The organism is Georgfuchsia toluolica (assembly GCF_907163265.1).
In the GTDB taxonomy this organism is placed as follows: domain Bacteria; phylum Pseudomonadota; class Gammaproteobacteria; order Burkholderiales; family Rhodocyclaceae; genus Georgfuchsia; species Georgfuchsia toluolica.
The window spans coordinates 2,994,611-3,012,489 of record NZ_CAJQUM010000001.1 but is presented as its reverse complement, the minus strand read 5'-3'; the positions used below and the strand labels follow the sequence as shown (position 1 = coordinate 3,012,489).

Sequence of the window (17,879 nt, the reverse complement as noted above, 5' to 3'; positions counted from 1 at the left end):
TGGCATCCAATTGCATGCGTCAAGTGGCAGGGGCGGAGGGCATCGAACCCCCAACCTCCGGTTTTGGAGACCGGCGCTCTGCCAATTGAGCTACACCCCTGCAGCAGAGACTACAAAGGCGGCACCCCGAAAGGCACCGCCCGCTACACTCCAGAGTCCCGTTACTCGATAACTTTTGCCACGACGCCGGCGCCGACAGTGCGGCCGCCCTCGCGGATGGCGAAGCGCAACCCTTCTTCCATGGCGATCGGGGCGATCAGCTTGACCGTGATCGAGACATTATCCCCAGGCATCACCATTTCCGTCCCCGCCGGCAGCTCGATGCTGCCCGTCACGTCCGTGGTGCGGAAGTAGAACTGCGGCCGGTAACCGTTGAAGAACGGGGTGTGACGACCGCCTTCATCTTTCGACAGCACATACACTTCGGCCGTGAAGTGGGTGTGCGGGGTGATGCTGCCCGGCTTGGCCAGCACTTGGCCGCGCTGCACATCTTCGCGCTTGGTGCCGCGCAGCAGGACGCCAACGTTGTCGCCGGCCTGGCCCTGGTCGAGCAGCTTCCGGAACATTTCGACCCCGGTGCAGGTGGTCTTCTGGGTGGCGCTGATGCCTACGATTTCGATTTCTTCACCCACCTTGATGATGCCGCGCTCTACACGACCGGTAACGACAGTGCCGCGACCGGAGATGGAGAAGACGTCTTCCACCGGCATCAGGAAGGGGCCGTCGATGGCGCGCTTCGGGGCCGGGATGTAGCTGTCGAGGGCTTCGGCCAGCTTGATGATGGAGCCTTCGCCGAGTTCACCCTTGTCGCCTTCGAGGGCCAGCTTGGCGCTGCCGTGAATGATGGGGGTGGCGTCGCCGGGGAAGTCGTATTTGTCGAGCAGTTCTCGCACTTCCATTTCAACCAGTTCGAGCAGTTCGGCATCGTCCACCATGTCGCACTTGTTCATGTAGACGACGATGTAGGGTACGCCGACCTGGCGCGCGAGCAGGATGTGTTCGCGCGTCTGCGGCATCGGGCCGTCTGCGGCCGATACCACCAGAATGGCGCCATCCATCTGCGCCGCGCCGGTGATCATGTTCTTGATGTAGTCGGCGTGGCCCGGACAGTCAACGTGGGCATAGTGCCGGTTGGCTGTCTCGTACTCGACGTGCGCGGTGTTGATGGTGATGCCGCGTGCCTTCTCTTCCGGCGCCGCATCAATCTGGTCGTAGGCCTTGGCTTCTCCGCCAAACTTCGCCGACAGCACCGAGGTTATCGCCGCCGTCAATGTCGTCTTGCCATGATCCACGTGCCCAATCGTCCCTACATTCACGTGCGGCTTCGTCCGCTCAAATTTACCTTTTGCCATGGTCGGTCACTCCAAAAAACCTGCTGATCCGTCAAAAAACGCCTTGCTGGCGGCCGTATTCCATATACAAAACTCATAAAACCTGGTGCCCATGACGTGGATCGAACACGTGGCCTCTCCCTTACCAAGGGAGTGCTCTACCACTGAGCTACATGGGCAAAACCTATTCACTCAGGGCTTACATCTTGTCCTGGAGCGGGCGACGAGGTTCGAACTCGCGACATCTTGCTTGGAAGGCAAGTGCTCTACCAACTGAGCTACACCCGCTTCGCCCCAACTCGCGGCCCGCAAAAAGCCGCGAACCATGAAACCCAAAAACAATTCTGCAACACCTGGTGGAGGGGGAAGGATTCGAACCTTCGAAGGCAGAGCCGTCAGATTTACAGTCTGATCCCTTTGACCGCTCGGGAACCCCTCCAGCGAAACCGTCAATTATCTCTGACTATCCGATTGGTGTCAATGACATGACAGCCCTTGCCAATTGCGGCCACAGGCAAATAGGCTAATGATTAGCGCCCAATTCACCCCATCGCCGGCCGCCTGGATCGCCATAATCGACCCAGTGCGGCTATTAGGGCATGTTCGTGCGGGTAGTAATGAGTTCTAAAGAACGGGGAATCGAGACTCGCGTACTTCTTGTCGCGTTGGCGCCAGTCATTGCCACTGCGGTTGCATTGATGCTCTATTTCACTTTGTTGCGCTATAACGATGTTGAAGCGGCACTGCGCCAGCGCGGCTTTGCGATGACGCGCCAACTGGTCGCGGCAACCCAATACGGCCTGTTCTCGGGAAATGTCGCCGAACTGAATCGCCTGGCACGGGTTCTCGCGCGCGAACCCGACGTGTCCGCGATCACCATTTACGATCGACACGACATGCCGCTCGCGGCAGTCGGAGCCCCGCTTGCCTCACCGCCCCCCTCTATTCTGATGAATGGCTGGAATGGTGACACCAAAAACAGGAAGACCCTCTCGTTTCACAACAAGGTTTTTGCTTCCCCTCTGCCGCTTGACGACCCCTATTCCGTAAAACCCTCAACACCAGCTCCCGACCTGATGCTGGGCAGTATCACAATTGAACTGTCCCGTAACGAACTCGTCGCCCGCAAGCGGGAAATCCTCCTCTTCACGGTAGGCGCCGCCCTGTTCATTCTTCTGATCGCGGGGCTGATCGCCCGCCGTCTCGGGCGCGACATTACCGAGCCCGTGCTTGCGCTGGAAAACGCGGTCAACAAGATTCGCGAGGGTTTGCTTGGCACACGGGTGCGGCCACATCCTGCCGGCACCCTGCGCATGCTCGAAGAGGGCATCAACACCATGGCGGCTGTCCTGGAGCAGGCGCAGAAGCGCAGCACGGAAGCATTGATCAGCAGCAATACACAACTGCAACAGCAAAGCGATTTCGCCAATGCCTTGCTTGAAGCCCAAACCAACGCCGGCATCTGCCTGATTATCATCGACGATTGGAAAATAGTTTTTGCCAATCAGACCGCGCTGGATTTATTCAGTCGAAGCCGCGAAGAACTGGAGCACATGAGAATTTCCGACGTTCTGGTGCCGCAGGACAAGGACGAGTTTGATCGTCAATACCAACGCATACTGCAGGGCGAGGCACTGTCCTCCCGCATTGAAGTTAAGCTGGTCACCCCGGATGGAACGGAGCGCTGGACAGAGGCTGTCACATTCACGATACACAGCGGCAACAGGCGCCTGATTGCAATGCTGGGGATCGATATCACGCAACGCAAGCGCGATGCCCAGCAGTTGCTGAAGGCACATGAGGCTTTGCGGGAAAAAAAAGAGGAAGCCGAACGCTCCAGCACGGCTAAATCGCGCTTTCTCGCCGCGGCAAGTCACGATCTGCGCCAGCCGCTGCATGCCCTCGCGCTATTTTCCGGGCAGTTGCATGAACACATCACGACCCCAGTGCAGTTCCGTCTTGCCGGTCAGATGGGTGCCGCCATTGGCAACATGTCCGGACTGCTGGAATCACTGCTGGATATTTCAAAAATCGATCTCGCCAGCACGCGGCCCGATATCCGCGTAATCGAACTGGGTTCGCTGCTTGAACGGATCGCGGCAGCGCACCAGCATGACGTGGAAAGCCGGCAATTGCGTTTAAGCGTGGGGAAAACCTCGCTCAGGGTATTGAGTGCTCCTGACTATCTTTCCCGCATTATCGCCAATCTGCTATCCAACGCGCTACGCTATGTCGAGCAAGGGGCCATTCTGGTCGGCGCGCGGCGCAGCGGCGAATATGTCCGTATCGAAATATGGGACACCGGAATCGGCATCGAGGAGAGGCACCTCCCCTTCCTGTTTCAGGAGTTTTACCAGGTCGGCAATCCCGAACGCGATCCAAGAAAGGGACTTGGACTGGGACTCGCCATCGTGCACCGGCTCGCCGGCGTGCTGGGCCATGAAATCGGCGTGCGTAGCAGGCCGGGAACCGGCTCGGTATTTACCATCCTCGTTCCGCGCGTCAAAGCAGAAGACACGACGCCTGATTTATCCGACGCAGGAAAATCGAGCGCCTATATTCTGCTTGCCATTGAGAACGAAACACAGCAAATCGAGCTGACGCTGATGCTGGAAAATTGGGGCTACTCGGTACTGTCCTGCCAGACAGCCGAAGTTGCACAGGCACTCCAACCTGATCATGCCCTGCCTGATCTGATTGTGTGTGATCAAATTTACATGAACCAGATCGATCAAAGCCTGAAGTTGCGCGCCGCCAGCGAAGTTCCCATCATCTGTATCACGGATGGTGCCGAACCATCATATCGGGAGTGGCATGGCTGTCCCTATTTCACGCTTGCAGCTCCGGTGAAGCCCTCCCGGCTACGCGCCCTGATTTTGCATGTACTGCCGGGGAAAATGGGTTCTAAAACCTGACCTTCAGCTTCTTGACGGCAATTAGCGCCTGGGCCCGGCTACTGACGTTGAGCACCTTGTAGATATTAAAGAAGTGCATCTTCACGGTACCGACCGTCACCCCCAGCAACTCGGCAATCTCGCGGTTCGAGTAGCCCTCGGTTAATAGCTCAAGTACCCGGGTCTGGGTCGGCGTCAGATGAATCTTCGATTCTTGTGCCGGGTTCTCTTTGAGCATCGTGTAGCTTTCCGGCACATATACCTCGCCCGCCAGCACTTTTCTCAGGGCATTGATCAATTTCTTGCTGCTGCTGGATTTGCCGACAAAACCCGAAGCGCCATGACGCATGACATTCTGCACCGTGTCCGGATCTTCCAGTGCGGACAACACAACGACGGGAATCGAGGGATAGCGCTTGCGCAATACGCCGAGCAGGGACATGCCGCTAAGGCCGGGCAGCATCAAATCCAGCACGATCATCTCGATATCAGGATTGGCTTCCAACTGTGCCAATGCCGTCTCGGAATCGCTGGCACCCAGGGGGCGCGTGCCCCGTTCCAGGTCGCGTAGCGCTTGCAGCAGTCCTTCCCTCACCAGGGCATGATCTTCAATGACCAGAAGCTTGAACAAGCCGCTCTCCCGTGGATAATATGCTGTCAGTCTAAACCAGAAACAGGGATGGAGGCGATAACGAAAACGGGTAACATTGTTTTCTGCTTTTATTCAGGAAGGACTGCCGCCATGACGAACTCGACGAACCCGACTGATCCGGTGGAATTTCTGCGCAAGATGTGGGGCAATATGGGCATTCCGATTCCAGGAATGGTGGTGCCGACGCTCGATGTAAATGAATTGGAGAAAAAGATTGCCGACCTCAAGGCTGTTGAGGGCTGGCTGAAAATGAATTTGAACATGCTGCAACTGCATATCCAGGGGTTGGAGATGCAATGCAACACCCTGAACGCCATGAAAAATCCCGAGCCGGGCAACGATCCGGCGGCAACCAGCAATCCATTCGCCAATCCGGCATTATGGCCATGGAATGTATTGCAGCAGGCAGCCGCAACGACATCCGCAAGCGCCGGACAAAAACCTGACGCCGAGAAAGAGAAGGACTGAAGCTCTCCCCATGCTGCGTCTCACTGAAGTAAGGCTGCCGCTCGACCATGACGATGCGGCGCTCAGGCTTGCCATTGCCGACCGGCTCGGTCTTGATCCCGTCGCCGATTGGTACTACCGGATATTTCGCCGCGCCATCGATGCACGCAAAAAGTCCGCCATCGTTTTCAACTACTCAATCGACATTGCAGCGACAAACGAAGCCGAAATCCTTTCCCGGCTGCACGGGGATTCGCATGTCGGCCGCACGCCGGACATGGAATATCGATTCGTCACCCAGGCGCCAAAGACAAGTTTCGTCCGGCCCGTGATAATCGGCGCCGGACCCTGCGGATTATTCGCCGCGCTGGTGCTGGCACAAATGGGCTTCCGCCCCCTCCTGCTCGAACGCGGCAAGCAGGTCCGCCAGCGCACCCAGGATACCTGGGGCCTGTGGCGCCGTGGGCAGCTCGATCCCGAGTCGAACGTGCAGTTCGGCGAAGGCGGTGCGGGTACGTTCTCCGACGGCAAGCTCTACACCCAGATCAAGGACCCGCGCTACCTCGGCCGCAAGGTGCTGACCGAATTTGTCAAGGCCGGCGCACCGGCGGAAATTCTTTACGTCGCCAAGCCGCACATCGGTACTTTCCGTCTGGTCGGCATGGTCGAGCACATGCGTGCCACCATTGAGTCGCTCGGCGGCGAGATCCGCTTCCAGCAAAAAGTGACCGATTTCGAGATCGAAAATGGCCAGTTGCAGGCCTTGCATCTCGCCGGCGGCGAACGGTTGGTGACGAATCATGTCGTGCTGGCCATCGGCCACAGCGCACGCGATACTTTCGCAAAGCTCCATGCACGCGGCGTATTCATCGAAGCCAAGCCCTTCTCCGTCGGCGTGCGCATCGAGCATCCGCAGTCGCTGATTGACCGTGCCCGCTATGGCAGCTTTGCCGGACATCCACTGCTCGGCGCGGCTGATTACAAGCTGGTGCATCACTGCGCCAACGGGCGCTCCGTCTACAGCTTCTGCATGTGCCCCGGCGGCACGGTAGTCGCCGCGACCTCCGAAGCGGGATGCGTAGTCACCAACGGCATGAGCCAATATTCGCGCAACGAGCGCAACGCCAACAGCGGCATCGTGGTCGGTATCACGCCCGCGGACTATCCGGACGGGCCGCTGGCCGGCATGAAATTCCAGCGTCATTGGGAAAGCCGTGCCTTTGAAGTCGGCGGAGGAAACTACGCCGCACCGGTACAACGGGTCGGCGATTTTCTCGCCGGGCGTGCATCGACTGCGTTGGGCGCGGTGATTCCGTCATACAAACCCGGCGTGCACCCGACCGATCTCAGCCGCTGCCTGCCCGACTACGCCGTCGCCGCGATCCGCGAAGCCCTGCCCGCATTCGACAGGCAGATTCGCGGCTTTGCATTGCAAGACGCGGTGCTGACCGGCGTCGAAACACGAACCTCGTCGCCGCTGCGCCTCAGGCGCAATGGCGAGTTCCAAAGCATCAACACCGCAGGCCTCTACCCCGCCGGTGAGGGCGCCGGCTACGCGGGTGGCATTCTTTCTTCCGGTGTTGACGGCATCAAGGTCGCCGAGGCCGTGGCGCTGAATCTGGTCTGCAATCAGTAAGGATAAAACAACTGCGCGACCCCGCCCGCACAACAGAAACAAGCCGCGCCGGGGAATTTCACAGCAAGCCGGCTTTGCCTGCCTTCCAGCGTTCGCATTCCGTTGTCAACAACGCCACATGCTCACGCTCTTCGGCAGCAAGCTCCATGTACAGATCCTGCTCGACTGATCCCTCGGGCGAGTTGGAACCCTGTTCGCTGAAGAACTTCACCGCCCGCTCCTCGAGCGCGATGGCAATACGAAACAGGTTTTCCGGATCATCGGGCTTGCGCTGAACGCCGGCAAAGATGGCGGAACGATCAATCTGGAAGTCCTCGGCCGGCGGCGGCAGGTCCGCGTGGTAGCGCTTGGACAATGTCTCGATGTGCTCCTGCTCCATTGCCGCAAAACGGCCGAAGAGCTCGCGCAATATCAGATCCTTTGACTCGCTGGCTGCGCGTTTGTAGAAGGCTTGGCCGCCGAGTTCGATCTCGAACGCCGCGCGAATGGCGTCCATGCTTTTGCGGTCGTCAAACGGTTCGCGCTCAAGGATTCCCAGCTTGCCCTTGCAATACGGACACATGCCATAAGGAAAGGCAAACCCCTCGCTCACCTTGCCACATGTACCGCACTTCCAGCTGAGTTCGAGGTTGGCACAGCAAATGTAGGGTTCGTCGCCCTCAATAGGACGGTGGCATTTTGGACAGGTGGTCATGATGGGTTCTCGCTCTGTGTAGTAGTCGGCGCGCTGCTGCCCATGGCAACGGGTGGCACGAAGGCATCGGCATCTTCCTGGGTGACCGGCCACTTTTGCTTGCCGTTCTGCAAATAGGCCCCGATTGCCCTCGCCGCGCGGCGACCTGCGCCCATGGCAAGGATAACGGTGGCTGCGCCGGTGACAATGTCTCCGCCCGCGAATACCCCGGGCAGGGTCGTCGCCTGCGTCTGCGGGTCGGCAACGATGTAGCCCCATTTATTGAGGCCCAGCCCCTGTGTCGACTGGGTGACGATCGGATTGGCCTTGGTGCCGAGAGCGTAAATGACGGTATCACATTCAAGTTCGACGAATTCGTCTAGCGGCACCGGCTTGCGGCGGCCCTTTTCATCGGGTTCGCCCAGCATCATTTTCTGCACCTTCATGCCACGCACGCTGCCCTCATCGTCGGTAATGATTTCGACCGGTGTGTGCAGGAAAAAGAACTCTATGCCTTCCTCCTTGGCGTGGCGGAGCTCCTCGATGCGCGCTGGCGCCTCGGCCTCGGAGCGGCGATAGACGCAGCGCACAGTCGGCGCGCCCAGTCGTTTGGCCACACGCAGGCAGTCCATAGCCGTGTTGCCTGCGCCGATCACCACGACACTCTGGCCCAGCGTGATCGGCGTATCGAGATAAGGAAACCTGTCCCCGCCCATCAGGTTGACGCGGGTGAGGAATTCGTTCGCCGAATAGACCTGACCGGCAAACTCGCCCGGGATGCCGAGAAAACTCGGTGCGCCGGCGCCGGCGCCAATGAAGACCGCGTCGTAACTCATCTCCTCCATGAGTTGCGCAATGGAGAAGGTCTTGCCGATCACCTTGTTGGTCTCGAACTTGACGCCCATGCCTTTCAGGTTATCGACCTCGCGGCTGATGATATCGCGCGGCAGGCGGAAAGACGGGATCCCGTACTGAAGCACGCCGCCAATCACGTGCAGCGCTTCGAATACGGTGACCTCGCAACCGTAGCGCGCCAGGTCGGCGGCGACTGCCAGGCCGGAGGGACCGGAGCCAACCACGCCGACCCTGCCCAGTGGGCGTTCGAAACACGCCGGCACGGCCTTGGGCGTCCGGGCGTTGTCGCCGACGAAGCGCTCAAGGCGACCAATGGCCACCGGCTCCATCACCTCCTTCTTGTTCTTGCCGACGATACACTGGGCCTCGCACTGCGATTCCTGTGGGCAGACGCGGCCGCACACCGAGGGAAACAGATTCGACTCATTGATGGCGCCGAGCGCGCCGTCTACATCGCGCACCAGCAGATGGCGAATAAAGCGCGGGATATCGATCGACACCGGGCAGCCGGCGATGCAAAGCGGCTTGGCGCACTGGATGCAGCGTTCAGCTTCTTCCAGGGCATCGTGCATGCTGTAGCCCAGATTCACCTCCTTGAAGTTGCGCGAGCGCTCCAGCGCGTCACGCTCCGGCATCTTCACAGCGTGCGGGGCAAGTTCGCTGAGCTTCTTGTAGTTGCGCTTGTTCTGTTCGAACAGCACCTTATCCACTTTGCAGACATGGGCGTAATCCTCGCTCGCCTTTGCTTCCTCGACATTGAAGCGGCGCTGCCGCAGCAGCAGTTCCCTGAAGTCCACCTGATGGCCGTCGAAGTCGGGGCCGTCGACACAAGCAAACTTGACCTCGCTGCCGACACTGACGCGGCAGGAACCGCACATGCCAGTAGCATCGACCATAATGGCGTTGAGCGAGACCATGGTCTTGACACCAAAGGGTCGTGTCGTCTCGACGCAAGCATTCATCATCGGCAGCGGGCCGATGGCGATGACCAGATCCGGCTTGTCGCGCTCGAGCACCTCTTTTAGCGCCGAGGTAACGAAACCGGGCGTGCCGTAGCTGCCGTCATCGGTGCACACGATCAGGTCGTCGCAGTACGCCTTGAAGCGATCCTCCCAGAACACCAGATCCTTGTTGCGAAAACCGATGATGCCGGTGGTGCGATTGCCTGCATCCTTGAACGCGCGCAACTGCGGGTACACCGGCGCCACGCCGAGTCCGCCACCGACCAGCACGACATGTCCGACCTTGCCCACATGCTGCGGCATGCCCAGGGGACCGACGAAATCGGCAAAGCTGTCGCCTTCCTGGTAATGGTCGCGCATCTCGATCGTCGTCTTGCCGAGCGACTGGATCACCATGGTGATGGTGCCCCTGTTGCGATCGAAATCCGCGACTGTCAGCGGTATGCGTTCGCTGCCTTCATGCAGGCGCACCATGACAAAGTGGCCCGGTTGCGCCGAGTTCGCCACGTCGGGTGCCAGTACCTCCCACAGGAAGGTCGAGTCGGAAAATGTCTCACGGCGGATGATCTTGTACATGGAATAGCCCTGTGCCCTAACTCTATACTCGGCGCAATCGTAGCGCGCTGGTAATTGCCGAAATCGATGACAGATTCATCGCTGCGGCGGCGAAGATTGGCGACAGCAGTATGCCGAAGAAGGGGTGGAGAACCCCTGCGGCCACTGGCACGCCGACGCCATTGTAAATCAGGACGAAGAACAGGTTCTGCTTGATGCTGCGCATGGTCCGCCCGGAAAAGGCGGCATGCCCGCAAGCTGCTGTTGATATCGCCCTCACCAGCGTAAAGATGGCGCTTGTCGAGTGCGCCGAAGGTAGCGCTACCGGGAAGGAGATCACAGTCAGTTCATCAAGCAATTCGTCTGCTACCCCTGCCAAACGGATCATCCTTTTCAGCATCGAAAACATATGCCCGGTAACCGCTCGCGGTTTATCGTCAATATCGCTCGGACGCCTCCATTGAGCAGCAATGAAGGATTGAAGCCTATTTGGATGATTCCGTCAATTGGAATGCCCATGAGATCGACGTGGAAAAGCACCAGCGCTGGCAGCCAAAAATGACTACGGATGGAAGGAGAATGAGATGAGAGACGTTGAAAAGAGAATCGAGCGCCTGGAAGATCGGCTCGCCGACTACTGTGCACCATTCAAAATACAAATGGACTCGGAACTGGAGGGATGTGTCCCGATATTCGATGAATGTATCGATGACGCCGATCCAGAGACTTTCGAACTGGTGGCTGAAGTCGCATCCCAATTTTACGAGCAGGACTGAAACTGGGCACTGGATCCAAGTCACCCCCTTTCTGTTCTGGATTGATACCGCAAGCGCAGACGCCAAATAACGGCTGTTAATTGTCCCGGATGTTTCGCCGGCTTCAGCTTGACTTTCTCAAAAAAAAACGCTAGTTCTATATTTTAATTATGGAGAATGTCATGAAACAGCTTAATAGTTTGTTCATTTGTTTGGCCTTGCTTGCTTTTGCCAATCCGGTTTTGGCTGCTGATTCAGCGGCTGTGGGTTCGATTACCATCACCTCGCCGGTAAACGATGCTGTCCTTCAGAGTGCTACGGGGAATAAATTGGAATTTAATGTCCACTTGAGTCCCAAGGGCCATCACGTCCATGTTTATATCGACGATCAAGACCCTATAGTTTTTCGTGATGTTGGCAATTGTCCATGCAGCATCCCTTTACCAAAACTGTCGTCAGGTAAACATATCATCGTGGTAAAGGAGGCAACGTCCAGCCATGCCATGACCGGGGTGCAGAGTTCTGTGACAATCACAGTTAAGTAAGTCATGTAGATGTGCAAAACCTTGCTTATGCGCTCATTCAGGTAATACATAACTTCGGTGCTGTGACCGTGGTGGGGACTGCCGCATCCGCCATGTGGATGGTGCGCAGTAATGCGGCGGTACAGCACCGGATTGCCTTGCTCACAGCTGCGGCCTGGGCAGTTCAGGCGGCAAGCGGAGTGCTTTTTGGTGTTTCAACTTTTTATTATGAAGGCCATCTGCCGGATATTCATGGCATAGCGGTGGATGCGCTGTTGATCAAAATAGTTTGCGCCGCAATCGGATTTGTTCTGGCCGTCGCCTATGTGAAGTGGAATTCAGGATGGACCGTAACGAAGCAAGTTTTCGCATGGCGCGCTTTGTTAACTCTGGGCGCTATCGCCCTAACTTCTGCTGCCTTCTTGCGCTGGTTTTCCTGATGGGTAGTTGATGCGCAAATCGCAAGTCGAAACTCTGGTGAGATCTGTGTGTACTCTGTGCTAACTGCTTTTTCAAAGATGAATTGAGTTTGTCGCTGATCCGGCGCCCACTCATCGGGCCATCAAGATATCGGCCGCACCGCACTTGAGGGACACCATGTTGCGCAACACGGGCTCCGTTTCGAGAAAAATCCGCACCGCAGCCGGATCGAATTGCGTGCCGGACATGCTCTGAATTTCCGCTTTGTCCACATCGAAGCTCAGCCCCTTGCGATAGGGGCGATCCGACGTCATGGCGTCCAGCGTATCGATCACGGCAAACAAGCGGGCTCCCATGAGGTTGCTTCTCCACTCAATCCGCGCGGGTAGCCGGAACCGTCGAAACGCTCCTCGTGGGAGAGGATGATTTCCGCCGCGTCCTGCATGCCGGACATCATCGACACAATGCGATAGCCCTTGTCTGGATGGGTGCGCATAACCTCCCACTCGCTGTCGGTCAAAGGGCCCTGCTTGAGCAAGATCGCGCGGGGATGCCGATCCTGCCGATGTCGTGCAGCAGCGCACCCCAGTAGATCTGGCGCAGATACTCGGGAGCATCATGAATGGAGCGCCGCGCCAGTTCCAGCGTGTGGCAGGCGACACGCTTGAAATGCAAACCGGTTTCATGCTCGCGCAGGTCGAGGGCCGCCGCCAGGGCTTCGGCAAGCGCGGCATCCGCCCGCATCGAAATGACACGTTCAACCTGCGCGGCTTGTGATTGCAGATAGCAGGCTTCGCAGCAAAAGTCCTCGCCGCCTTGCGCAAACGGCGGCGCGGAAATCGGGTTCCCGCAGATGCGGCAGTGTTTCCCCTGTACAGGATTAGTGCGTATGTTCATAAGGAGAATGCTCATGAGCGTTGTCTTCCGGCAGTACATCCGCATGCGGATGCCCCTCGCCATTCGTCATGACGCCATGATTGTGGCTGCCATGCCCAGCCTCCGCTTCAGGCAGCGCCATCACCCCCAGCCCGTGGCGGTAAACCAGCTCCCCGCCATGCCAGGCCGTGACAGCCACCATGGCCCAAGCCGCGATCACCGCCGTCGCGAACCACCCCTCGGGGATCGCCTCCACCTTGTTGCGCCAGGCATCCCATCCAGCCAAAACTGCCAACAGCACCAGCGTCGCCAGCGCCCAGCTGCGGTGGACCAGCATGGCGGCGTGGCCAGCTTCGTCGTGATTTACGCTGTTAAATGCCTGCCAACCGAAAAAAGCGGCGGGCAACGCCGCCAGTGCGCCCAGCCACAGCGCGGCATGAGCGACAACGGCGCAGTGCGTGGCGCAGGATTTTCCGCGCATGCCAATCGCCGTCACATGGAAGAACGCCGCAACACTGAGCAACGCGATGGGGAAATGCACCAGCAGCGGATGCAGATTGGGAATGATTTCAGGCATGGGGAATTCCTCGCTTGTCGAGTGATATTTGCTTGACCAGCGCATAGATGGCCGGAATCACGATCAACGTCAGGATGGTGGAAGACACCATGCCGCCCATCATCGGCGCGGCGATGCGGCTCATCACTTCGGAACCGGTGCCGGTACCCCACATGATCGGCAACAGACCCGCCATGATCGCCACGACCGTCATCATCTTCGGGCGCACCCGCTCAACGGCGCCTTCCATGACGGCGGCGTAGAGGTCGGCTATCGTCGGCAGCGTGCCGGCCGCTGCCCGCTCGCGCCTGATCGCCTCCCAGGCATGGTCGAGATAGATCAGCATGACCACGCCGGTCTCCGCCGCCACCCCGGCCAGCGCGATAAAGCCGACCGCCACCGCGACCGAGAGGTTGTAGTTGAGCAGCCACATCAGCCACACCCCGCCGACCAGCGCGAAAGGAACGGAGAGCATCACGATCAACGTCTCGGTCAGGCGCCTGAAGTTGAGGTAGAGCAGCAGGAAAATCGTCAGCGCGGTGACCGGGATGACGATCTTCATCTTCTCGATGGCGCGCTCCATGTACTCGAACTGGCCGCTCCAGGCGATATAATAGCCGGGCGGGAACTTCACCTGTTCACGCACCGCGCGCTGCGCATCTTTCACATAGCCGCCGATGTCGCGGCCGCGGATGTCGACATAGATGTAGGCGGAGAGCAGCGCATTCTCGGTGCGGATCGCCGGAGCGCCCTTGGCCACCTCCACCTTCGCCAGCTGTCCCAGTGGAATCATTGCGCCCTCCATGGTCGATATCAGCACCTCGCGCGCGATCTGCTGCGGGTCGGCGCGTAGCTCGCGCGGATAGCGGACCTGTACGCCGAAGCGCTCCCGTCCCTCTACGGTGGTAGTGACCATTTCGCCGCCGAGAGCGGTGCCGATGACGTCTTGCAGTTCCCCGACCGAAAGACCATAGCGGGCCAGTTGCTCACGATCAGGTTCGATGTTGAGATAGAAGCCGCCGGTGATGCGTTCGGCGAAGGCGCTGCTGGTACCGGGAACGGTCTTCACTACGGCTTCGATCTGCTTCGCCAGCACTTCCATCTCGTCCAGATTCTTGCCGAAGACCTTGATGCCGATCGGCGTGCGGATGCCAGTGGACAGCATGTCGATGCGCGCCTTGATCGGCATGGTCCAGGAGTTCGCTACGCCAGGAAATTGCAGCGCCTGGTCGAGCTCGGCGATCAGCTTGTCGGTGGTCATGCCCGGCCGCCATTCGGATTCCGGCTTGAGGTTGATGACAGTCTCGAACATCTCGGTCGGTGCCGGGTCGGTGGCGGTGTTGGCACGGCCGGCCTTGCCGTAGACCGAAGCCACCTCGGGGAAGCTCTTGATGATCTTGTTCTGCACCTGCAGCAGTTCCGCCGCCTTGGTGATGGACATGCCCGGCAGGCTGGTTGGCATATAAAACAGCGTACCCTCGTTCAGCGTCGGCATGAATTCGGAACCGAGTCTGGAGGCTGGATAGAGGGAAATGACCAGCATCACCAGCGCGGTGGCAATGGTCGTTTTTTTCCAGCGCATCACCCAGGCAATGATCGGCCGGTAGATCCAGATCAGGAAGCGGTTCACGGGATTTTTCGCTTCCGGCATGATCTTGCCGCGGATGAACAGCATCATCAGTACCGGCACCAGCGTTACCGAGAGCATGGCCGCACCGGCCATGGAAAAGGTCTTGGTGTAGGCCAAGGGCGAAAACAGCCGCCCCTCCTGCCCTTCCAGGCTGAACACCGGCAGGAAGGAAACGGTGATGATCAGCAGCGAAAAGAACAGCGCCGGCCCGACTTCCTTGCATGCTATCAGCATAGCCTCGGCGCGATCGGCGTTCGTGTGTTCCGCCGGCAGCCGTTCCAGATGCTTGTGAGCGTTCTCGATCATGACGATGGCCGCGTCGATCATGGCGCCGATGGCGATGGCAATGCCGCCCAGACTCATCAGGTTGGAGTTCATGCCGAGCAGGCGCATGGCGATGAAGGCGATCAGCACGCCGACCGGCAACATCAGGATGGCGACCAGGGCGCTGCGCACATGGAGCAGAAAGACGATGCAGACCAGGGCGACGATGATCGATTCCTCCAGCAGCGTCCGCTTCAGGGTGTCGATGGCGCGGTGGATCAGTCCGGAGCGGTCATAGACCGTCTCGATACTGACGCCCGCAGGCAGGCCGGGGCCGATCTCAGCGATCTTGGCTTTCAGGTTGTGGATCACTTCGAGGGCGTTCTGGCCGTAACGGGCCATGGCAATACCCGACACCACCTCGCCTTCGCCGTTGAGTTCGGTCAGGCCGCGCCGCTCGTCCGGCGCAAGTTCGACACGGGCAATGTCTCGAATCAGCACGGGTGTACCCTTGTCACTTTTCACGACCAGCATTTCAATGTCATGCATGCCACGCAGGTAGCCCTTGCCGCGGATCATGTATTCGGTCTCGGCCATTTCGATGGCGCGGCCGCCGACATCGCGATTGGAATCGCGGATCACCTGGGCGACCTTCATCAATGGGATGCCATAGGCGCGCAACTTCACCGGATCGACAGTGACCTGATAGGTCTGCACGAAGCCGCCGATCGAGGCGACTTCGGCGACGCCATGGGCCTTGGTCAATTGATAGCGCACATACCAGTCCTGGATGGTGCGCAGTTCGGCCAAGGTCTTGTCCTTGGCCAGCAGCGCGTACTGGTAAACCCAGCCGACGCCGGTGGCATCCGGCCCGAGTGATGGCGTAATTCCCTTGGGCATGCGCCCGGACGCGAAATTGAGGTACTCCAGTACCCTGGAGCGTGCCCAGTAGATGTCGGTGCCATCCTCGAAAATAATATAAACGAAGGAAGCGCCGAAGAACGAGAAGCCGCGCACCACCTTCGATTTCGGCACCGACAGCATGGCCGTGGTGAGCGGATAGGTGACCTGATCCTCCACCACCTGCGGCGCCTGGCCGGGATATTCCGTATAGACGATGACCTGCACGTCGGAGAGATCGGGCAAGGCGTCAATCGGCGTCCGCAAGACGGCGTAGATCCCGCCGATAGTGACGAACAGGGTGGCGAGCAGGACGAGGAAAATATTCCTGGCGGACCAATCGATGATTTTGCTCAGCATGGTGTGCCCCGCCTCAGTGGCCCGAATGGGCCGGGGGAGGCGAAGTGTCCGCAGCTTCGAGCTTGACGATCACCCACTCGTCGGGACTGCGTTCGACAAACGTGAACGCCACTATCGTACCGGGCTTGAGGTTGCCGAGCAAAGCGGAATTGGCCAGCGTGAAATCCATTGTCATGCCGGGCCATCGGAGGCTTTCGATCGGCCCATGCGTGATGGTCACCGTTCCGGCCTTGGCGTCGATGGCGTCGAGCTTGCCTTCGGCACGATGATCTACCGTCGTAGCCGGCTTGGCTGCGTCGTGGGCATGGCCGAGACCGCCCAGCGCCGCCTTGAGATTGCTTTCGGCGTCGATCAGGAAATTGGCGGCAACCACCACCTGCTCGCCATCCTTCACTCCCTCGACGACTTCAACATAGTTGTCGGTGCGCGTGCCGAGCTTGACCTCGCGCGGCTCGAAACGGCCTTCGCCCAGCTGGATCAGGACAATCTGGCGCGTGCCGCTATCGATGACAGCAGAGACGTGTGCCGTGACGACCTTGATCTTCCCGCCGACGGGCAGTTCCACTTGGGCGAACATGCCAGGCTTGAGCAAAGCCCCGGGATTGGCAAGTTCCACCCGAACCGGCACCGTGCGGGTCTCGGCGCTCAGCGTCGGATAAACGTAGGTGATGGCGCCCTCGAACAGCTTGCCCGGATAGGCGCCGATCATGACCTTGGCCTTGGCCCCGGTCTTGACGAGGCCAATGTCCTGTTCGAAGACATCGGCGACAACCCACACCGAGGACAGATCAGCCACCTGGTAGAGCGCTTCGCCGGGCATGAAACGCATGCCCTGTAGCGCTTTCTTTTCAGTAATGACACCCGTGACCGGAGAGCGGAAGGTCAAGGTGCGCTTCGCTTCGCCCGACTTGGTTAGCGCCTTGACCTGCTCTTCGGAGATGTCCCAGTTTTTCAGGCGCAGCAAGCTCGCATCGGCCAATTGCTGCATGCCGTTCTGCGCCTCGCCGCCGGCGCTCTTGAGCGACTCGACGCCTTGCGCGGCAATGGCGTACTCACGCTGCGCGGAAACGAGATCGGGACTATAGACCTCGAACAAGGGCTGACCCTTGCCGACTGTCTGCCCGGTAGCATTGGCGTAGAGGCGTTCGACATAGCCCTCGAATTTCGGCGCGATGGCATAGATACGGCGCTCGTCCGGCTCGATGCGGCCGGCGGCGCGTACTACTTTGTCGAGCGTGCGAAGTTGAGCTGCTTCGGTGCGTACTCCAAGTTTTTGAACCTTCCCGGTGCTGATCCCGATCTGGTTGGGGGATGCCGGCTCGCCGTCTTCCTCGCCCGCATAAACAGCGATGTAGTCCATGCCCATGGGGTCTTTCTTGGGTACGAGCGAAGTATCGGGCAGCCCCATCGGGTTGCGGTAGTAGAGCAGCTTGCGCGCCTTCTTTGCGGCAGCGGTATCCGTTGCAGGCTGCTGCGCTACCGCAGCAGCATCGCGTTCGCTGCCGTTATGACGCGTACCCATCCAGTAGCCAGCACCCGCCGCCAATACGGCCACGGCAATTACGATTCCCGTTCCCGGTTTCATCCCA

General features: G+C 59.1%; 17 protein-coding genes and 4 tRNA genes. 6 read left to right on the top strand and 15 right to left on the bottom strand.

Annotated elements, in window-relative coordinates; translation table 11 throughout:
• Positions 1-24 precede the first annotated feature (24 nt).
• From K5E80_RS14195 to K5E80_RS14175, 5 genes are all read right to left on the bottom strand, one after another.
• Positions 25-100 (bottom strand) — tRNA-Trp (locus tag K5E80_RS14195).
• Between the two features lie 61 nt (positions 101-161).
• Positions 162-1,352, bottom strand: coding sequence for an elongation factor Tu (gene tuf / locus K5E80_RS14190; RefSeq protein ID WP_220636768.1), 1,191 nt, complete (start codon positions 1,350-1,352; stop codon positions 162-164).
• A gap of 83 nt (positions 1,353-1,435) precedes the next feature.
• A tRNA-Thr gene (locus tag K5E80_RS14185) sits at positions 1,436-1,510 on the bottom strand.
• Between the two features lie 33 nt (positions 1,511-1,543).
• Positions 1,544-1,619 (bottom strand) — tRNA-Gly (locus K5E80_RS14180).
• Between the two features lie 66 nt (positions 1,620-1,685).
• A tRNA-Tyr gene (locus tag K5E80_RS14175) sits at positions 1,686-1,770 on the bottom strand.
• A 178-nt stretch (positions 1,771-1,948) separates the two neighbouring features.
• Here K5E80_RS14175 and K5E80_RS14170 point away from each other — a divergent pair.
• The gene (locus K5E80_RS14170; protein ID WP_220636767.1) at positions 1,949-4,246 is read left to right on the top strand and encodes an ATP-binding protein; all 2,298 of its coding nucleotides are present in this window, start codon (positions 1,949-1,951) and stop codon (positions 4,244-4,246) included.
• On the opposite strand, the gene K5E80_RS14165 is transcribed toward K5E80_RS14170, so the two are convergent.
• On the bottom strand, positions 4,236-4,856 hold the full coding sequence (locus tag K5E80_RS14165; RefSeq protein WP_220636766.1) for a response regulator transcription factor: 621 nt from the start codon (positions 4,854-4,856) through the stop codon (positions 4,236-4,238). The genes K5E80_RS14170 and K5E80_RS14165 overlap by 11 nt on opposite strands.
• Here K5E80_RS14165 and K5E80_RS14160 point away from each other — a divergent pair.
• Together K5E80_RS14160 and K5E80_RS14155 are read left to right on the top strand one after the other, a co-directional pair.
• Positions 4,827-5,345, top strand: a complete 519-nt coding sequence (locus K5E80_RS14160) for a PhaM family polyhydroxyalkanoate granule multifunctional regulatory protein (protein WP_246590996.1) — start codon at positions 4,827-4,829, stop codon at positions 5,343-5,345. The two genes, K5E80_RS14165 and K5E80_RS14160, sit on opposite strands and share 30 nt — an antisense overlap.
• A 10-nt stretch (positions 5,346-5,355) precedes the next feature.
• Positions 5,356-6,960, top strand: a complete 1,605-nt coding sequence (locus K5E80_RS14155) for an NAD(P)/FAD-dependent oxidoreductase (RefSeq protein ID WP_220636765.1) — start codon at positions 5,356-5,358, stop codon at positions 6,958-6,960.
• A gap of 58 nt (positions 6,961-7,018) precedes the next feature.
• Here the strand turns inward: K5E80_RS14155 and K5E80_RS14150 are convergent, their stop codons facing one another.
• From K5E80_RS14150 to K5E80_RS17230, 3 genes are read right to left on the bottom strand one after another with little or no spacing between them, the layout of a single operon-like run.
• Positions 7,019-7,654 carry a hypothetical protein gene (locus K5E80_RS14150; protein ID WP_220636764.1) on the bottom strand — a complete coding sequence of 212 codons (636 nt, stop codon included), beginning with the start codon at positions 7,652-7,654 and terminating at the stop codon, positions 7,019-7,021.
• Positions 7,651-10,026 (bottom strand): NADPH-dependent glutamate synthase, encoded by a 2,376-nt coding sequence (gene gltA / locus K5E80_RS14145; RefSeq protein ID WP_220636763.1) that lies wholly within the window; start codon positions 10,024-10,026, stop codon positions 7,651-7,653. Before gltA ends, K5E80_RS14150 begins: the two co-directional genes overlap by 4 nt.
• A gap of 22 nt (positions 10,027-10,048) precedes the next feature.
• On the bottom strand, positions 10,049-10,393 hold the full coding sequence (locus tag K5E80_RS17230; RefSeq protein WP_425514543.1) for a hypothetical protein: 345 nt from the start codon (positions 10,391-10,393) through the stop codon (positions 10,049-10,051).
• Positions 10,394-10,589: 196 nt separating this feature from the next.
• Between K5E80_RS17230 and K5E80_RS14135 the strand changes: the two genes are divergently transcribed.
• From K5E80_RS14135 to K5E80_RS14125, 3 genes are all read left to right on the top strand, one after another.
• On the top strand, positions 10,590-10,781 hold the full coding sequence (locus tag K5E80_RS14135; RefSeq protein ID WP_220636762.1) for a hypothetical protein: 192 nt from the start codon (positions 10,590-10,592) through the stop codon (positions 10,779-10,781).
• 161 nt (positions 10,782-10,942) lie between these two features.
• On the top strand, positions 10,943-11,305 hold the full coding sequence (locus tag K5E80_RS14130) for a hypothetical protein (RefSeq protein WP_220636761.1): 363 nt from the start codon (positions 10,943-10,945) through the stop codon (positions 11,303-11,305).
• 11 nt (positions 11,306-11,316) lie between these two features.
• Positions 11,317-11,724, top strand: a complete 408-nt coding sequence (locus K5E80_RS14125) for a hypothetical protein (protein WP_220636760.1) — start codon at positions 11,317-11,319, stop codon at positions 11,722-11,724.
• 111 nt (positions 11,725-11,835) lie between these two features.
• On the opposite strand, the gene K5E80_RS16825 is transcribed toward K5E80_RS14125, so the two are convergent.
• From K5E80_RS16825 to K5E80_RS14105, 6 genes are read right to left on the bottom strand one after another with little or no spacing between them, the layout of a single operon-like run.
• A complete protein-coding gene (locus K5E80_RS16825; RefSeq protein ID WP_246590995.1) occupies positions 11,836-12,060 on the bottom strand; it encodes an HD-GYP domain-containing protein in 225 nt (74 codons plus the stop codon).
• A complete protein-coding gene (locus K5E80_RS16820) occupies positions 12,036-12,200 on the bottom strand; it encodes an HD-GYP domain-containing protein (RefSeq protein WP_246590994.1) in 165 nt (54 codons plus the stop codon). Before K5E80_RS16820 ends, K5E80_RS16825 begins: the two co-directional genes overlap by 25 nt.
• A 20-nt stretch (positions 12,201-12,220) precedes the next feature.
• Positions 12,221-12,601, bottom strand: a complete 381-nt coding sequence (locus K5E80_RS16815; protein ID WP_246590993.1) for a hypothetical protein — start codon at positions 12,599-12,601, stop codon at positions 12,221-12,223.
• A complete protein-coding gene (locus K5E80_RS14115; protein WP_220636759.1) occupies positions 12,585-13,157 on the bottom strand; it encodes a DUF2231 domain-containing protein in 573 nt (190 codons plus the stop codon). Before K5E80_RS14115 ends, K5E80_RS16815 begins: the two co-directional genes overlap by 17 nt.
• On the bottom strand, positions 13,150-16,290 hold the full coding sequence (locus K5E80_RS14110) for an efflux RND transporter permease subunit (RefSeq protein WP_220636758.1): 3,141 nt from the start codon (positions 16,288-16,290) through the stop codon (positions 13,150-13,152). The genes K5E80_RS14115 and K5E80_RS14110 overlap by 8 nt, the downstream gene beginning before the upstream one ends.
• 13 nt (positions 16,291-16,303) lie before the next feature.
• Positions 16,304-17,875 (bottom strand): efflux RND transporter periplasmic adaptor subunit, encoded by a 1,572-nt coding sequence (locus K5E80_RS14105; RefSeq protein WP_220636757.1) that lies wholly within the window; start codon positions 17,873-17,875, stop codon positions 16,304-16,306.
• Positions 17,876-17,879: the final 4 nt, after the last annotated feature.